This is a genomic window from Pseudonocardia sp. DSM 110487 (genome assembly GCF_019468565.1).
GTDB lineage: Bacteria > Actinomycetota > Actinomycetes > Mycobacteriales > Pseudonocardiaceae > Pseudonocardia.
Genome location: NZ_CP080521.1, coordinates 2432875 through 2449786, shown reverse-complemented (window position 1 = coordinate 2449786; position 16912 = coordinate 2432875). Strand labels below are relative to the sequence as shown.

Sequence of the window (16912 nt, the reverse complement as noted above, 5' to 3'; positions counted from 1 at the left end):
GCGCGCGGCGGACGCTCCGCGGTGCAGTGGTCGGTGTGAAAACCGCGTCCCGACCCTTGCGGGTCGTCCTGTGGGCCGTCCAGATCCTGCTGTTCCTCGTCTTCACGGGAACCGGTCTGTGGAAGCTGCTCACTCCGATCCCGCAGCTCGCCGCCATGATCCCGTGGGCGGGTGAGGTTCCCGCACCGTTCCTCCACGCCACGGCGGTGCTCGACCTCCTCGGCGGTATCGGCATCCTCCTGCCCGCGGTCACTCGGATCGCGCCCGGGCTGACCCTTCTCGCGGCGCTCGGGTGCGCCGCGCTGCAGGTGGGCGCCGTCGTCTTCCACCTCTCCCGCGGAGAGGCCACCGACACACCGTTCAACGTCCTGCTCGCGGCGCTCGCTCTCTTCGTCGCCTGGGGTCGACGACGGACCGACTCGACAAGCAAGGTCAGCCTTACTTAATCTCCCGCCATGCCCTCGACCGTGCTCGATGCCACCCGCCGGGAGTTCCTCGCCATCCTGGCCGCGGCCGGCCTGCTGCCCGCCTGCACCACCGCGGACCGGCCGGCCGCTCCGGCGACCCGGACCGTCCAGCACCCGCTCGGCACGACCGAGGTGCCGCTGGCGCCGGCGCGGGTGGTGGCGCTCGACCGCCGGGCCGCGCTCCCCCACCTGCTCGCGCTCGGTGTCACACCGGTGGCCGCCCTCACCTACGAGAGCATCATCGGCACGCCGTTCCCGCCGCTGGTGGCCGAGCAGGCGCGGGACGTGGCGATCCTGCCGGTCGCGGGCAACGCCGACGACCCGAACCTCGAAGCGGTCGCCGCCATGCGGCCCGACCTCGTGATCGGCTGGACCGGCGGCATCGACGAGAAGTACGCGGCGCTGTCGGCGATCGCGCCCACGGTGGCCGTCGACGTCGACTTCACCGACGCCGCGGTCAGCCTCCGCGCGATCGCGGCGGCGCTCGGCCGCGATGCCGAGGCCGAAGCCGTGATCAGGGCATTCGACGAGCGCCGCGCCACGCGTCTGCGGGAGATCGGCGAGATCGGGAACGTGTCGGTGGTGCTGGGCATCGGCGGCCAGCAGTTCCGCGTCTACCAGCCGACCGGGTCGTCCGTTGCCCGCTGGCTGGCCGAAGCGGGCGGACGGCTCGTGCCGGACATCGCGTCGACCACCGGGGAGCCGTACGGGGACGAGCACGTGCTGATCAGCCCGGAGAACCTCGGCCAGGTCACCGGGGACACGATCGTCGTCATGCACAACACCGGCCCCGCGGGCGAGACCGCGCTCGCCGAGCTGGAGGGCTCACCGCTCTGGCCGACGTTGCCTGCCGTGCGCGCCGGTCGCGTCGTGAAGATCAACTCGCAGGAGTCGGTGGGCTCGTACGGGTTCCAGGGATACGACTCCGTGCTCGACACCCTCGTCGACCAGTGGACGGCGCTCGGGGCGCGCTGACAGCTCACGGCGAGGGTGGCACGAGCTCCGCCATCCGCTCCGGCGCCCGTGCCGCGGCCTCCAACCCGCCAGCGATCTTCTCGAACGACCCCGCGGTGCCACGCCGCTGTGCCATCGTGAGCCGACGCGGCGGATCGACCTGGGGCGGGGTGTGGACGATCTCGAGGCCGAATGGCGTGGGACGTTGCGGGCGCTTCTTCGCTCGGATCCGGAGTTGGTCCGGGCGGTGGGTCACGTCGTCGCAGCGCACCCCTCTCCGACCTCGCTTGCCGTCGGCTCCGTCACGCAGCGGGCGACAGTCCGAGGCGGGACGAGCATCCAATCGGGACGAGACACCCACGTGAGCAAGGAGGAGGCGCCGCGCCACCTATGAGGGAGGTTGCTCGGGTGCGGCCAGCCGGGTGGCAGAGTGAGCGGCATGCGGATCAGCGTGTTCGGATTCATCGGCGACGGGGGTGGCCGCTCCCCTGTGGACGGGTACGTCGAGTACCTCCGCCGCATACGCGACGAGGGCTTCACGCGGCTGTGGACCGCGCAGCTGCCGCACGAACCCGATCTCCTCACGGCCATGGCGGTGGCCACCCGCGAGGTCGACGGGATCGAGGTCGCCACCGGCGTGCTGCCGATCCAGGTGCAGCACCCGATGCAGCTGGCGCAGCGCGCACTGACCGTCAACCTGATCTCCGGCGGGCGGCTTCTACTCGGCCTCGGGCTGAGCCACAAGGTCGTCGCCGAGAACACATGGGGCGTCTCCTGGGACCGACCGGTGCGGCGGATGTCGGAGTTCCTCGACGGGCTGCTCCCGCTGCTCGCCGGTGAGCCTGCCGACGCCACCGGCGAGTTCACGTCCACGCGCGGCGGCCTCCGGATCCCCGGCGCGCCGACGCCACCCGTCTACATCGCCGCTCTCGGCCCGCAGATGCTGAAGCTCGCGGGCAGGCGCACGGCCGGCACCGTCACGTGGATGACGGGGCCGCGCACCGTCGCCGAGCACGTCCGCCCGACCCTGCGCGAGGCGGCAGGCGAGCGAGTGGTCGAGGTCGTCAGCGCACTTCCGATCTGCGTCACCGACGACGCCGCGGCCGCCCGCGCGCAGGCCGCGGCCGACTACGCGATCTACGGGAAGCTGCCCTCGTACCGCGCGATGCTCGACCGCGAGGGCTGGGCAGGGCCGGAGAACGCCGCGCTCATCGGCACCGAGTCCGAGGTGGCGGAACGGATCGAGGAGATGCGCAACGCGGGCGTCGACGAGTTCGTGGGCGCCACATTCGGCTCGAGCGAAGAGCGCGCCCGCAGCCGGGCGCTGCTGCTGAGCTGCAAGTGATCGCCGATCATCCGTAGGCTTCCCGCCGTGGACGAGCTGGCATCGGTCGACGGCACCATCGGCCCGGCAGACGAGATGACGATCCCGGTCACCGACGACGGCCTCCTTCGCGGGGACGGCGTGTTCGAGGTCGCCCGGCTCTACGCGGGGCGCCCGTTCGCGTGGGACGAGCACATCGCGCGCCTGAGGCGGTCGGCGGCGAACGTCCGCCTGGAGTTCGACCTGGACGCCGCGCTGGCCGAGGTCGACGCGCTGCTCGCGCGCGTCGGAGCAGTCGACGGCGCGCTCCGGCTGCTGATCACGCGTGGCGGGCGGCGGGTGGCCGTGGTCGGCCCACTGCCGGACCGGGTGCCCGCCATGACGCTCGCGACGATCCGGTTCGCGCCGACGCGGGTGCTGGACGCGGTCAAGTCGCTGTCCTACGCCGCGAACATGCTGGCGTCCCGGCTCGCGCGCGAGGCAGGTGCCGACGAGGCGCTCCTCGTGACGCCGCACGGTCGCGTGCTCGAGGCCCCGACATCGGCGTTCTTCTACGTGCTCGACGGCGGCCTGCACACCCCGCCGCTGGCCGAGCACATCCTCGACTCGATCACGCGGCGCCACGTCATCGCGCTCACCGGGGCGACGGAGCGGGTGCTGCACTGCGACCAGCTCATCGAGGTGGAGGAGGCGTTCCTCGCGTCGACCACGCGCGAGGTCCAGCCGGTGTCCGCGATCGACGGCAGGCCGCTCCCGGCCACCCCGGGACCGCAGACGGCGGCGGCCGCCGACGCGTTGCGGCGTTTCATCGAGGTGAGCTGACTCCGAGGGCACCGAGCGCCGCGAGCGCGGCCATGCGGTGCTCCTTGCGCCACGGCGGGCCCGCGGCACGACCCAGCGCGACCGTCCGCTCCACCGCCGCCGGGTCGTGCCTGCCCTTCGGATCGAGGTAGTGCACCCGCAGCCCGAGCTGCGCGGCCGCCTCGGCGATCACCTCGCGCGAGAGCTGGCCCTCCGCCATGTGCAGAAGCGGGTGCGAGCGCAGGACGACGTCGAGGGAAGGCACCTGCCGGACGACCGCTGCGATCCCGACGGCCACGACCCCGCTGACCTCCGCAAGGGACGTGCGGACCGAAGCCGTCGCCTCGTCGGCCCACCGCCGCACGAGCTGCTCGGCCTCCGGCAAGGGAAGGTCCGCGGCGGCGTGGTAGGCCTGCGCCGGCAGGTCGCCGCCCACGAGGTCGGCGCGGGTACGGGCGAGCAGCCGGACATCGGGCGGTCCCGTCAGCACCACCATCAGTGCAGAGCTGCTGCGGGGTGCCACACCGACCGCGGCTCCACTCACGGTCGCAAGGCTACGGCGAACTCCTCGGCGTCCCCAGATCCGGCGGTAGACGTCGCGGCAGCCGCTCCGCGGGGCCTACCGGGGCCCGGCATGATCCGAACTTCCGGGTGTCCATGGCTGCGTCCGAGGTTGTTGCCGAATCCGGTCACGCCGCCTTCGGTGAGGTGTCCGGGCAACGGGAAGTGTGGTCGCGCGCGTGCCAGGGCCTTCGGTGTCTCCTCTTTGACCAGGGCCTTCGGTGGCGCCGCGCATCGTGCGGGGCACAACGCGGGCAGGCCGGGGCCTGCCCTTCAGACGCGCGGCGCCACCGAAGGCCGGTCCGACCGCACATGATCGACGCCTCGGAACAAAAACGGGCGAAAAGGACACGGGAACACGCCGAACTGCCGATCACACCAGCCCGTGGCGCCGCCACAGCCGACTTCACACACCCAGCACGGACTTCACACAAAGCCGGCCCTGTGTGAAGCAACCACTGGGTGTGTGAAGTGGCCATCGGCGGGGCGAGGGCTCCCGTGATCGGCCCGAGAGGGGCGGCCCCGCACGATGCGCGGCGCCGCCAGCAGGTCCCACCGACAACCCGGAGCGCGGTCGCGGCGCCCTCTCCGAGAAATCGCCCCCTTGACCGCTGCAAACCACACCTGATTCGGCAACACCCTCCGCCACAGCAACGGCCAACCGATACCTCGGCTCATGCGCGCGAACGCGGCGAGCCGGTTCGGTCCTGTCGGACCCGCCCCCTACTCTCGGCCGCGCCGACGGGTGAGGGGGAGCACACATGGGCAAGCGGAACCGCGAGAAGCGTGCGGCGAAGAAGCGCGCCCGGCAGCAGCGTGGCGCCAACCCGCCGCGGTCCGACTTCGGCGTCGGCCCGCACGGACCGGGCTGCACGTGCGGCGACCATCCCGGCGCGGTCCCGCCCGTCGAACTGCTCGGCCGCGCGCTGCTGGACGCCGCTCGCACCGGCGACCCCGCCGAGGCATCGGCCTGCGCGTCCGAGCTGGCCGGAGGCCACTTCGCGCGCGACCCGCACGCGGTCGGCGCGGCCGCGGGCTTGGTGCTCCTCCGGACGCTCGGGTTCATGTGGCAAGGCGGCTGGCTCCCCACCGATCTCTGGGAGATCACCCGACGACGCGCCGACCCGACGATCACGAGCCTGCTCGTCGACACGATCGCGGCCGACACCGCCCAGCACGCGGAGCAGATGGTCCACGAGCGCTGGGCCGCGCAGGTCCGGCAGCTCGAGGCCGACATCTGGTGGGAGCGGGACCGGCCGCACCTGCAGCAGTGGGCGCGACGCAACGCACTGACCGTCGAACAGGCCCTCCTGGCGACGATCACCCTGCTCGCCCAGCTCGTGGAGCTGCCGAGACTGCCCCGGATCCTGCCGCCACCCGGCACCACCGCCCGCCGCGCCACCACGGCGGCGGCAGGCGTGGACCAGAAGATCCTCTCGCGGGTTCGCGCGCTGCTCGCCAAGGCCGAGTCCACCCAGTTCCCGGCGGAGGCCGAGGCGCTCTCGGCCAAGGCGCAGGAGCTGATGAACCGGCACGCCTTCGAACGTGCGCTGCTGGACGCCGACGAGCACCAGCCGCAGACGGCCACATCCACCCGGCTCTGGCTCGACAGCCCTTACGTCGACGCGAAGTCGCACCTGGTGGCCGCCATCGCCGCGGCCAACCGCTGCAAGTCGGTGTTTCACGCCGACCTCGGATTCGTCGCCCTCGTCGGCGACCCGCTCGACCTGGACATCACCGAACTGCTGGCCACGTCGCTGCTGGTACAGGCCACGCGGGCGATGGTCGCCGAGGGCAGCCGGATCAGCCGCACCGGCACATCGCGCACGCGGTCCTTCCGGCAGGCGTTCCTCGTCTCGTACGCCACCCGCATCGGGGAGCGGCTGGAAGAAGCCGCATCGCACGCCGTCGACCCACAGGCGAACGATCGGCTGCTCCCCGTGCTGACCGACCGTTCACGGGTGGTCGACGAGACCTTCCAGGAGATGTACAGCCGCACTGTGCGGAAATCGGTGTCGATCAGCAACGGGGAGGGCTGGCAGGCGGGTCGGGCGGCGGCCGACCGTGCCGACCTGAACGTCGAACGCCGCGCCGTATCCGCCTGAGCATCGACTGCTCAGCCGCCGGAACCCCACATTCGGCGGTAGACGTCGCGGTAGCCGTTCTGCGGGTCCCACTCGGTCATTCCCGCAATGTTCGAGCGGTCGGTGACGTGGATCGGCGCGACATAACGGCTGGCCGGCTGACCGTTGAAGGCTCGGTTGAACTCGTCAACGATCTGCCAACCCTGCTCGCGCAGGGGTTCGGGAACGGTGGCGGACTGGAACTGGCCGGCGCCGATCCGCTGGAACGCCGCACGGGAACCATCACCGGCACCGATGTTGAAGGGGGCGCCATCACCGGACCTCCCCGCAGCGCGCAGCGCCGGCGCGGCGTTGTCGAAGTAGAGGTCGTTGATCGCGATGGAGTAGGTCCACTCGTCACCCAGCCTGTACACCAGCGAGGAGAACGCCTCTGGCGTCCGGGCTCGGGCGTCAGGGATCGGTATGTCCTGGATGTCGAGGACCTTGACGCTGGAACATTCCGCCAGGTTGAGCTCGATCATGTCCGCTTTGTCGGCGGCGAAGGTGATCGAGTCGTCGGTGAAGACGACCACACCGGCAGTGCCCCCTGACTTGCCGATGACGTACTGGGCGCTGATCATCGCGACGTCCTCGACCCTGGTTGTGACATTGGTGAACAGCTTCGGCCACTCGCTCGGTCCTGGATCGGCCGTCGCATGCCAGCCGACCAGCGGGATGTCCGCCGTAACGGCGTTGTCCACCTGGGCACTCACCGACACGGGGTCGAATCCGCCGATGACGATGCCGTCGGGGTCGAGCGCGACCGCCTGCCCCATCGCAGCGGCGATGCCGGCCGAGTCGCCATGGCCGTCGATGACCCGCACGTCCCAGCCGATCGCCCCCGCGGCTTCCTCGACTCCCGCCGCCACACCCGCGACGCCCGGGTTTGCCATCGTCTGAGCGACGAAGATGATCGCCATGTCGGCCGCGGCGGCCGGGCCCGTCGTGGGGCCGGTCCAGGCAGCATCGACGTCGAGGGCCTTGGCGACAGCGGCGTCGGCCGCCGCGACGACCTCTGGGCACGTTCCCGTCCCGCCGGCCGCCGGTTCCGAGCCCGAGGAACACCCGGCCGCGAGCACGGCTGCCGTGGCAACCACTGCCATTCGGGAGCTGGTGGCGATGGACATAGCCGACTCCTTTGTCAGGCAGCAGGACCATCGTTGAACCAGCGGGATTCCCCAGAGACCCGCGGTCCAGCCACGGCACCACGGCCGGGGAGGGTACCGAACGCGCCTACCCCGCTCCGACGACCGCCCCAACCTTGACCCGGCAGGTCTTCTGGCTAACCATCGGACCACTCCCCAACGACGAGGAGTCGCCGTGGAACCGTCGCTGCTCTCCCTGCTCCCGCCGCTCGTCACGATCGTGTGCGCGATCGCCACCCGCCGGATCCTGATCTCACTGGCGCTCGGCATCGTCCTCGGCGCCCTGCTCTACGCCCAGGGGAACGTCCTCGCCGCGGGCGCCTTCGTGCTCGAGGTCGCGGGTGGGCTCGTCGTCGACGACGGAGAGGTGGCCGAGGAGGTCTACATCCTCGGCGTCGTGCTGCTCCTGGGCGTACTGACGTCGCTCATCTACGTCTCCGGCGGCCTCGTGGCCTTCGCGGCGTGGGTGATCACGAGGGTCAGGACGCGGGTGCAGGCGCAGCTGGTCCCGGTCGTACTGGGAATCGTGATCTTCTTCGACGATGCCTTCAGCAGCCTGGTCGGGGGCAACATCAGCCGGCCGATCACCGACCAGCACCGCATCTCCCGCGCCAAGCTGTCCTACCTCGTCGACTCCACCGCGGCGCCCGTCATCATCCTGGTGCCGATCTCGGGCTGGGCGGCGTTCATCGCCGCGACGATGACGGGGATCCTCGACGCCAACGGCATCACCGGCATCACCGGCTACGAGGCGTTCCTGCAGTCGGTACCGATGAACCTGTACGCGATCACGGCGCTGCTCCTCGCGATCGCGACCGCAGTCCTCAGCCTCTCGTTCGGGCCGATGCGGCGGCACGAGAACGCGGCCGTCGAGGACGGGTTGCTCGTCGACCACTCGCGCGGGCCGGTGCCGGGCGAGACCGACCGCACGCTGGAGGCGCGCGGCGACGGCCGGGTCGGCGACCTGCTCTGGCCGGTGCTGGTGCTCACCGGCGTCACCGTGGTCTGCGCCGTGTGGCTCGGCATCGCGAACACCGAGGGACCGATCACCCCCATGGAGGTCCTCGCCAACACCGACGTCATCGTCTCGCTGCTCGTCGGCGTGGTCACCGCGTGCCTGCTCTCGACCACGACGCTACTGATGCGCAGGACGCCGGCCGCCCTCGTGGGCCGGGCCGCGGTCGCGGGCCTGCGGTCGATGCTGGTGGCCGCCGTGGTGCTGTTCCTCGCCTGGGTCACCGCAGGCGTGATCTCCGAGCTCGGCATCGGGGAGTACCTGGCCGGGATCGTCGACGCCGCGCTGCCGCTCGCCCTGCTGCCGGTCCTGCTGTTCGTACTGGCCTCGTTCATCTCGTTCTCGATCGGCAGCACGTTCGGGACGTTCGGACTGCTGCTGCCGATCGCAGGCGAGGTCGCCGTGGCCCTCGACCCCGCGCTGCTCCTGCCGATGTTCGGTGCCGTGCTCGCGGGCGCGATCTTCGGCGACCACACGTCGCCGCTGTCGGACACGACGATCCTGTCCTCGATCGGCTCCGGCATCCAGCTCGTCGAGCACGTGACGACGCAGCTACCGTTCGCGCTGGTCGCAGCCGCCGCGTCGGCCGTGGGCTACGTCCTGCTCGGCGTCACCGGCAGCGGCGTGGCCGGCCTGCTCGCCGCCGTGGTGACGCTCGCGGTCGCCGTCGGGGTGCTCTGGGCGCGCTCGCCCCGCGTCGGCATCGTGTCGGAACCGAGTCCGGGGAGCTGAGCCGCCGTCCCCCGCCGCTCACCCCTCCTCGAGCCGGAACCCGACCTTCATGCCGACCTGGAAATGGGTCAGCTGGTCGTCCTGCACCGCCCCTCGGATCTCGGTGACCTCGAACCAGTCGACGTTGCGCAGCGTCTGGGTGGCTCTGCCGATCCCGTGTCGGATCGCCTCGTCCACGCTGTTCGAGCTGCTGCCGACGATCTCGGTGACGCGATAGACGAGGTCCATCTGAGTAGCGAACCACGGCGCCGAAAGGTCCGCTACCTGCGACAAGTGACACTGATCGAACATTAGTTCGAGTAGAATCGGCTTCATGCCCGTCGGCTCGGTCGCCACTGCGCACCGCCTCCTCACCGAGGCGGTCGACGCGCTGGCCCGGGCAGCCGGGACCGGCGCCACCGACGCCGAGTTGCTGTCGGTGCTCACCGTCTGCGAAGGCCTGTCCCGGCGCCTGGACCGCCTCACCGCGTCCACCGTGTCGGTGCTGCAGCGCCGCGGCGCGTTCGCCGAACGCGGCTACAAGTCCGCCGCGGCAGCGCTGAGCGATCTGCTCGGCTGGGAAACGTTCGAAGCCCGCCGCCGCGTGCACGCCGCCGACAGCGTCTGCCCGCGGATCGGGCTCGACGGCACCGAACACCCGCCCCGACTCGCCGCCACCGCGGCCGCGTTCGCCTCCGGACACGCCCGCCTACGGCACGTCGAGGTGATCGCGAAGCTGCTCGACTCCCCGGCCGCGCACCGGCTGTCCCCCGAGGTGTGGGCGGGCGCCGAGGCCGTGCTCGCCGAGAAGACCGCCCAGTACACGCCGACCCAGCTGCAGTCCTGGGGCACCGACCTGATCGACAAGCTCGACGCCGACGGCCCCGAACCCGACGACCGCCCACCGGCCCCGGTCAACGAGCTCCACCTGCTGCCGCACCGCGGCCGACCGGGCGGATCGCTGAAGGGCCGGTTCGACGACGACGCCCTCCACGACGCCATCGCCACCCTGATCGACACCATGGCCGCGCCCCGCACCGGTGACGACCAGCGCGGCGCCGCCCAACGCCAGGCCGAAGCGCTCGCCGAGGTCTGCGGATACGTGCTCGATCACGGCGAGGTCCCCGAGTCGGGCGGCCGCCGCCCACACCTCAACGTGATCATCGGGCTCGAGGACCTGGAAGGTCGCGCCCGCGCCGCCATGCTCGATTTCGGCGGCCGCCTCTCGCCCGAGTCGCTGCGCCTGCTGGCCTGCGACGCCGCCGTCGTCCCGATCGTGATGAACGGCGCCGGTCAACCGCTCGACGTCGGCCGGGCGAAACGCACCGTGCCCGACGGGCTCCGCCGCGCCGTGGCCGCCCGCGACCGCGGCTGCGCCCGCTGCGGCCGCCCTCCTGGTGCGAGGTACACCACGTGATCCCGTGGGAGATCGGTGGGGAGACCGAGCTCGGCAACTGCGTCATGCTCTGCAAGGCCTGCCACCGCCTGGTGCATCACAGCGACTGGATCGTCCGCCTCCGCGACGGGCTCCCGGAATTCATCCCACCGGCCTGGATCGACCCCGACCGACAACCCAGACGAAGACCCCGGCCGGACCTCGTGCCCGCCTGACCGCTGCAACATCAGGCGATTCCCACGACTGTTCCCGTGGGCGCGCCGACCACCACGGTATCGCCGACGACCGTGAGCGCCAGAGAACCATCCTCGTCGCCGTTCCCGGGGTAAGGGCCGAGGTCCGTTTCGGCGGACCAGCGTGGTTTCCCTGTGTCGGCCGCGAGGGCGACGACGGTGAGGTGCATCTCGAGGACGTCGCGATAGATGCGGTCCCTGGAGACCCAGGAGCTGGCGACGTAGCAGGAATCGCCCGTCACGACGGGAGCGGCGTCCGGCGTCATGTCGAGCGAGTAGGCCGTCCAGCGCGTCCCGCCGGTGGCCGCATCCCATGCGACCACAGACGTGGAGCCCGCGCAGATGTAGTGGGTGCCGGCATGTGCGGTGGTCCATTCACCCTCGTCCGGGCGGCGCCACAGTTGCCGGCCGGTGGCCGCGTCGAACCCGACCTGGGAGACGGAACCGAACTTCACCCGATCTTCGAGGGACACCCCGCTCTGGGCCTCCTCGGCGCAGCACACGACCGGGCCGCCGACGGTTATCCCCGCCGATCTCGTCGAGTCACGCAGCGGCTGCTCCCACACTGTCGCGCCGGTGACCGCGTCTAGCGTGCGCAGAAGGTCGTACACACCGAGGTGCACCCGGCCGGCGGCGATGGCCACGGGGGTGTAGGAGCTACCGCCTAGCGGGACTGTCCAGCGTTCTTCCCCGCTGGCGGCGTCGACGGCGGTCAGCACGAATGCGTTGAGGGCGGGCCTCCGGCCGCATAGCGCGATCCCCTCGCCTGCCCCGACCGCCCACGCCTCCTCGCGCATCCAGCGCCGGGTGCCGTCGACGGCGTCCAGGGCGTGGACGCCGTATCGGTCGCCCACGATCACGAGGTCGTCGACGGTGACGAGGTGGCCCCGGGCCCCTCTCAGGTCGTAGGTCCACCGGGTCTCGCCGTTGCGGACGTCGATCGCCGACACCCTGCCGGTATCGTCCGCACCCGAGGCGAAGACGACTCCGTCGCCCGGCACAAGACCGACCGGGCCTCCCAGGCCGTGGACCCAGCGCTGCCGGTGCTGTGCACAGCCCGCCGTTCCAGCCCCCACCACCGCCGCGGCAGCCAGGCCGAGCAGCAGCCGACGCCGGGACGGCGTGGCGCCAGCGTGGATCGGGTTCATGTCCAGGACGGCATCGTATGCAGGCAGAACCCGTCATCGGTGTCCGGTGATCACCGGACACCGATGTCCACAACTGCGGAGCACCGGTCATGCCGTCGAGGAGGAACGCGTACTCGCCGACCTCACCGCAGGCTGACGTACCCCCGGCGGCGTAGGCCACCCGGGCCTGCGGCTACTTCGCGGGCAACGTGCGCGCGTAGGCGGCGCCACGCCGCACCCAGGTGGAGAGCTGACCATCGGTGCGGACATCGTCGGCCTCGACCCGGAGGAACCCCTTCATGGTGCGGCCACCCATCACCGCCGGGAACGCCGCGGTGGACGCCAGCAGGTGATCGCGCTCCGTGGGATCGATTCGCACCAGGATCCCGCCCTCGCGGCTGGCACAGACCGCCATGTTGCCACCCAGCAGGAACGCCAGCCCGCCGAACATCCTCTGCTCGGCAAGACCTCTCTCGCCGGACAGAACATCCCGGATCCGCTCCGCGAGCTCCTCGTCGTACGCCACCGCCCGGACGGTACGCCCGGCCACCGACACTCGGACGCGAGCGAACCCGAGGGAGTTCTCGCTATCCCGCGCGGGCAGGGCGGGATGTCATGGCTGGGCGAGGGGGCCGCACATCGTGCCGGCGTGATCACGTATGGCGCTGAACCGTGCCCTCGACGATCCCGAGTTCGGACACCGAGGAGAAGAGACATGGCTGTGGACGACGCGCGGTTGACCGAGTTGCTGAACGCGTTCGTCGGCGATATGGGAGCGACGATGCACGCCGGCAGCGCCGTGGTGGGGCACCGCCTCGGGCTGTACCGCGCGCTGGCCGAGAAGCCTGCGACGGCAGGAGAGCTCGCCGACCGGACCGGTTGCCACCCGCGATACCTCACGGAATGGCTGCGCGGCCAGGCCGCGGGCGGGTACGTCACCGTGGACCTCGCGACGGAGACGTACTCGATGTCCGAGGAGCAGGAGTTCGCGCTCACCAACCCGGACGGACCGGTGTATCTCCCCGGTGCATTCCTGATGGCGCTCGGTGCGTTGCGCGCGGAGTCGCGGATCACCGAGGCGTTCCGCAGCGGAGCCGGGCTCGGCTGGCACGAACACGACGACGACGTGTTCGACGGATGCGAGCAGTTCTTCCGGCCGGGGTACGTCGGCAACCTGCTGACGGAGTGGCTGCCTGCGCTGGAGGGCGTCGTGGACCGGCTGCATGCCGGGGCGCGGGTCGCCGACGTCGGCTGCGGTCACGGCGCGTCCACCGTCCTGATGGCGCGGGAGTTCCCGCGCTCGGTGTTCGTCGGCTCGGACTATCACGCCGGATCGGTCGGCCAGGCTGTCGCGCGTGCCGAGGACGCCGGGGTGGGCGACCGGGTGCGGTTCGACGTGGCGGCGGCGCAGAACTTCGGTGGCGGCCCGTTCGACCTGGTGACGACGTTCGACTGCCTGCACGACATGGGCGATCCGCGGCTGGCCGCCCGGCACATCCGGGAGTCGTTGACGCCGCAGGGAACGTGGATGATCGTCGAGCCGAGTGCGGGCGAGAGCGTGGCGGAGAACCTGAATCCGGTGGGCCGGGCGTACTACTCGTTCTCGACGTTCCTGTGCGTGCCGAACGCTCTCTCCCAGACCGGCGGGTACTCGTTGGGCGCACAGGCCGGCGCCGAGCCGATCAGGCAGCTGGCACTCGACGCGGGGTTCCGCAGCTTCCGGATGGCCGCGCAGACGCCGTTCAACATGGTCTACGAGGCTCGGCTCTGATCAGCGGGCCCACCGGCCGGCGGACAGCCGCCCGCCGTCAGGGCCACCAGTGTCCCCCGCTGGAAGTCCGTTGGGTGGGTCGGTGGATCCAGGTTCTCGCTGGGTGTGCCGGTCGACGGACTTCCGGCGGGGGACACTATCGCGCTGGAGCCGGCGTCCTCGGCGGGAAATAGGTGGTCACTACGGATGTGGGCCGCGCCCGCGCTCCCTAGCATCGTCCTCGTCGTGAACAGGTCTCACCCGAGTCGCTGGCCGCGGCCATCGCCACCGAGATCGACCGCGACGTCACCTACCTCCCGGTGCCCACCGACGGCACCGGCCGCGCGGCGTCGCTGCTCGCCGAAGTGCTCTGACCTGCGAGGAGCCGACAACGATGACCGAACGCGGGCCCGGCCGTCGGCATCTGACCCTCGCCGCCGAACTCGACGTCCGGAGCGGAACTCTCGTCGGGCGGTCCGTGGAGCGGGCCCGCATCGCCGAGCTGGTCAGGCGGGCCCATGCGGGGCGCGGCGGTGCGCTCCTGGTGCGCGGGGAGCCGGGGATCGGGAAGTCCGCGCTGGTGTTCGACGCGACCGAGCGTGCGCAGGGGTGCCTTGTGGTCGCCGTCCGCGGCGTGGAGTCGGAGGTCGAGCTCGCGTGCTCGGGGCTGGGTGAGCTGATCGGGGCGTTCGTCGATGCGGTGGAGCTGCTGCCCGCGGCACAGGCCGCGACCCTGCGCGCGGTGCTGGGCTTCGCGGACCAGCCGCCGGTGACCGGCATCTACTCGATCTGCACCGCTCTGCACAGCCTGATCACGCTGGTCGCGGAGGAGCAGCCACTGCTCATCGCCGTCGACGACGCACACTGGCTCGATCCGACGTCCCGCGACGCGTTCGCCTTCGTCGCCCGGCGGCTCGCCGAGCATCCCGCGCTGTTCCTGATGACCGTCCGCACCCACGAGCCGGGCGTCGAGGAGTGCTTCGCCGCGCTGCCGGTCATGGAGCTGGAGCGGTTGTCCACGGCGGAGAGCCGCGTCCTGCTGATGGCGCTCACCAGCGAGGTGGGCATCGATCCGCGGGTGGCGGCCGAGCTCACGGTCGCCGCCGACGGCAATCCGCTCGCGGTTCGGGAACTGGTGTCGGAGCTGTCGGCGGCCCAGCTGCGCGGCAGGTCACCGCTGCCCGAGCCACGCGCTGTGGGGCGCGCCCTCCTCGGGCTGCTGTCCAGCAGGATCGCCCGCCTCGATCCCTCCACCCGCCACGCGCTGCTGGTCGCCGCGATCTCCGTCGACGCCGACCTGGCCACGATCGAGCGCGCGGTGATCGCTGCCGGCGGTGCACCCGACGGCCTCGAGCACGGCGCTGCCGCCGGCCTCGTCCGCCTCGATGGTGGATACGTGGAGTTCAGCCACCCACTACTGCGCTCCGCCATCGTCGACGCCGCATCGCCGACCGCCAAGGCCGGTGCCTTCGACGCGCTCGCGGCCACCGCGGCCCCGGACGTCAGGATCCTCTACCGGGCTGCCGGGGCACGGGCACCGGACGAGACGGTCGCCGCCGGCCTGCACCACGCGGCCGATCGAGCCCGGCGCGCCGGCGGCCACCTGACCGCCGCACGCACACTGTGGCGGGCCGCCGAGCTGTCCGAGCCCGGCGAACAGCGGGCGAGGCGCATGCTGGAGGCCGCCGCCGACGCCCACGTCGCCGGCCGGCTGGACCTGGGCGAAGCGTGGGCCCGTGCCGCGTACACGGCGACGGACAGTGCCGCCCTGCGTGCCGACGCGCGGGCCGAGTACGCCCGCGCGGCCATGTGGTCGGGGCGTCTCGGCGACGCTCGTGCGGTGTTCGCCGACGCCGTGCCGCACATCGAGGACATCGACCCGGTTCGGGCCGCGGCGATTCTGCTGGACCGGGCGCTGCTCGAGGTCATGGGCGGACGTCCGCTCGACGCGGCACGGGCCGCCGCCCGGGCGGTGCAGCTGGTGAGCATCGACGAGATGCGTACGCATCGGCTGCCATGGCCCGTGGTCCCGGACGTCATGATCCTCAGCGGGGAGGTGGCCGCCGGCCTCGACATCCTCGACCACGGCGTCCTCGACCTCATGCCACACGAGGACCTGTTGGGGTTGCCGGCGCTCTGCCACGCGGCGCAGTCGTACACCTGGGGGGAGCGGTTCGAGCAGGCCGGCGAGCTGATCGACCGGATCGTGGAGGCCGCGCGGGCCGCGGGCGCGCCGGCAGCCCTGCCCAATGTGTTCGCTCATCGCAGCGAGCTCGGCTACTGGACCGGCTCGTGGACGCTCGCAGCGGCCGATGCAGCCGAGTCCATCCGGCTCGGCCGGGAACTCGAGCAAGCCGGCGCCGAGGCCTTCGCACTGACCCGGCTCGGCTGGATCCAGGCGAACCGCGGCGACCCGGCCGCACCGGCGACCGCAGCGACGGCCACAGATCTCGGCAGGCCCGGTGGCGTGGACTGCATCCCCGTCTACGCCGATGCGATCCGTGGCCGCTACGAGCTCGGCAGGTCGGACTTCAACGCTGCCGTGCATTGGCTCGACCGGGTCGCCGAGCAGGTCGACGGAACGGGCTTGGGGAACCCGCTGACGGTGCCGTGGGCGGCCGACCACATCGAGGCCCTCGTCCGCACCGACCGTCGCGACGAGGCGCTGCGCAGGCTCGCCGACCTCGACCGCCAGGCCGCCGGCACCGGTCTGGCCTGGCCGGCCGCCGTCGCCTACCGCTGCCGGGCACTCCTCACAGCGGGGGATGCGGCGGACGAGCACTTCGCCGAAGCGATCCGCCACCACGACCGAGTCGACATCGCCTTCGACCGGGCCCGCACCCAGCTCTGCTGGGGCAACAGTCTGTTGCGCCGCCGCCGCCGGCAACCCAGGCGTGCGCGCGAGCACATCACCGAGGCGCTCGACACCTTCGAGCGTCTGCGCGCTACCCCCTGGGTCGAGCAGGCGCGCGCGGCTCTGACGATCGCCGGCACGCCCGTACTGGCCGGCGATGCGCCCCGAACGGCCGGGCTGGACGACCTCACCGCCCAGGAGCTGCAGGTCTCGCTCGCCGTCGTGAAAGGGCTGAGCAATCCCGAAGTGGCGGCCGCGCTCTTCCTGTCGCGCAAATCAGTGGAACGCCACCTCTCCACCGTCTACCGCAAGCTCGGCCTCCGTTCGCGGACGGAGCTGGTTGCTCACGTGTCCCGGGCGGACACCGGCACGATCAACGCACCGACCCGGCAGCACCGCCATCCGGTCCGGCAGGGACGGGTGGGCAATGCATGAGCGGACCCTGCTCCCA

The 16912-nt window shown here is 71.7% G+C and carries 16 protein-coding genes; 10 read left to right on the top strand and 6 right to left on the bottom strand.

All coding sequences use genetic code 11. The annotated features are described in order from the left end of the window. Positions 1-35: 35 nt before the first annotated feature. A complete protein-coding gene (locus tag K1T35_RS11230) occupies positions 36-446 on the top strand; it encodes a DoxX family protein (protein WP_220260102.1) in 411 nt (136 codons plus the stop codon). Positions 447-455: 9 nt separating this feature from the next. Then, a complete protein-coding gene (locus tag K1T35_RS11225; RefSeq protein ID WP_220260101.1) occupies positions 456-1442 on the top strand; it encodes an ABC transporter substrate-binding protein in 987 nt (328 codons plus the stop codon). Between the two features lie 4 nt (positions 1443-1446). Here K1T35_RS11225 and K1T35_RS11220 read toward each other — a convergent pair whose 3' ends face one another. Then, on the bottom strand, positions 1447-1677 hold the full coding sequence (locus K1T35_RS11220) for a hypothetical protein (RefSeq protein ID WP_220260100.1): 231 nt from the start codon (positions 1675-1677) through the stop codon (positions 1447-1449). A gap of 183 nt (positions 1678-1860) precedes the next feature. Here K1T35_RS11220 and K1T35_RS11215 point away from each other — a divergent pair, with 183 nt between their 5' ends. Beyond that, entirely contained in the window at positions 1861-2766 is a 906-nt protein-coding gene (locus K1T35_RS11215) for a TIGR03564 family F420-dependent LLM class oxidoreductase (RefSeq protein WP_220260099.1), read from the top strand. A gap of 27 nt (positions 2767-2793) precedes the next feature. Then, positions 2794-3567, top strand: coding sequence for an aminotransferase class IV (locus K1T35_RS11210; RefSeq protein ID WP_220260098.1), 774 nt, complete (start codon positions 2794-2796; stop codon positions 3565-3567). Here the strand turns inward: K1T35_RS11210 and K1T35_RS11205 are convergent. Continuing rightward, complete coding sequence (locus tag K1T35_RS11205) at positions 3551-4090, bottom strand: NAD(P)H-dependent oxidoreductase subunit E (protein ID WP_220260097.1); 540 nt, start codon at positions 4088-4090, stop codon at positions 3551-3553. The two genes, K1T35_RS11210 and K1T35_RS11205, sit on opposite strands and share 17 nt — an antisense overlap. A 778-nt stretch (positions 4091-4868) precedes the next feature. Here K1T35_RS11205 and K1T35_RS11200 point away from each other — a divergent pair. Further along, the gene (locus tag K1T35_RS11200; protein WP_220260096.1) at positions 4869-6212 is read left to right on the top strand and encodes a DUF2786 domain-containing protein; all 1344 of its coding nucleotides are present in this window, start codon (positions 4869-4871) and stop codon (positions 6210-6212) included. 11 nt (positions 6213-6223) lie between these two features. Here K1T35_RS11200 and K1T35_RS11195 read toward each other — a convergent pair whose 3' ends face one another. After that, positions 6224-7357 carry a substrate-binding domain-containing protein gene (locus K1T35_RS11195; RefSeq protein WP_220260095.1) on the bottom strand — a complete coding sequence of 378 codons (1134 nt, stop codon included), beginning with the start codon at positions 7355-7357 and terminating at the stop codon, positions 6224-6226. 193 nt (positions 7358-7550) lie between these two features. Here K1T35_RS11195 and K1T35_RS11190 point away from each other — a divergent pair, with 193 nt between their 5' ends. Beyond that, entirely contained in the window at positions 7551-9122 is a 1572-nt protein-coding gene (locus K1T35_RS11190; RefSeq protein ID WP_220260094.1) for a Na+/H+ antiporter NhaC family protein, read from the top strand. 18 nt (positions 9123-9140) lie between these two features. Here the strand turns inward: K1T35_RS11190 and K1T35_RS11185 are convergent, their stop codons facing one another. Continuing rightward, a complete protein-coding gene (locus K1T35_RS11185) occupies positions 9141-9350 on the bottom strand; it encodes a dodecin (protein ID WP_220260093.1) in 210 nt (69 codons plus the stop codon). A gap of 85 nt (positions 9351-9435) precedes the next feature. Between K1T35_RS11185 and K1T35_RS11180 the strand changes: the two genes are divergently transcribed. Next, positions 9436-10518: a DUF222 domain-containing protein gene (locus K1T35_RS11180; RefSeq protein ID WP_220260092.1), complete on the top strand. Its 1083-nt coding sequence runs from the start codon at positions 9436-9438 to the stop codon at positions 10516-10518. Then, complete coding sequence (locus tag K1T35_RS49740) at positions 10515-10712, top strand: HNH endonuclease (RefSeq protein ID WP_220260091.1); 198 nt, start codon at positions 10515-10517, stop codon at positions 10710-10712. The genes K1T35_RS11180 and K1T35_RS49740 overlap by 4 nt, the downstream gene beginning before the upstream one ends. An 11-nt stretch (positions 10713-10723) precedes the next feature. Here the strand turns inward: K1T35_RS49740 and K1T35_RS11170 are convergent, their stop codons facing one another. Further along, positions 10724-11878, bottom strand: coding sequence for a PQQ-binding-like beta-propeller repeat protein (locus K1T35_RS11170; RefSeq protein WP_220260090.1), 1155 nt, complete (start codon positions 11876-11878; stop codon positions 10724-10726). 172 nt (positions 11879-12050) lie between these two features. Then, positions 12051-12383 (bottom strand): TfoX/Sxy family protein, encoded by a 333-nt coding sequence (locus tag K1T35_RS11165; RefSeq protein ID WP_220260089.1) that lies wholly within the window; start codon positions 12381-12383, stop codon positions 12051-12053. 189 nt (positions 12384-12572) lie between these two features. On the opposite strand from K1T35_RS11165, the gene K1T35_RS11160 reads away from it, so the two are divergent. Continuing rightward, positions 12573-13628, top strand: coding sequence for a class I SAM-dependent methyltransferase (locus K1T35_RS11160; RefSeq protein ID WP_370645346.1), 1056 nt, complete (start codon positions 12573-12575; stop codon positions 13626-13628). A gap of 373 nt (positions 13629-14001) precedes the next feature. Continuing rightward, complete coding sequence (locus K1T35_RS11155; protein ID WP_220260088.1) at positions 14002-16896, top strand: AAA family ATPase; 2895 nt, start codon at positions 14002-14004, stop codon at positions 16894-16896. Positions 16897-16912: the final 16 nt, after the last annotated feature.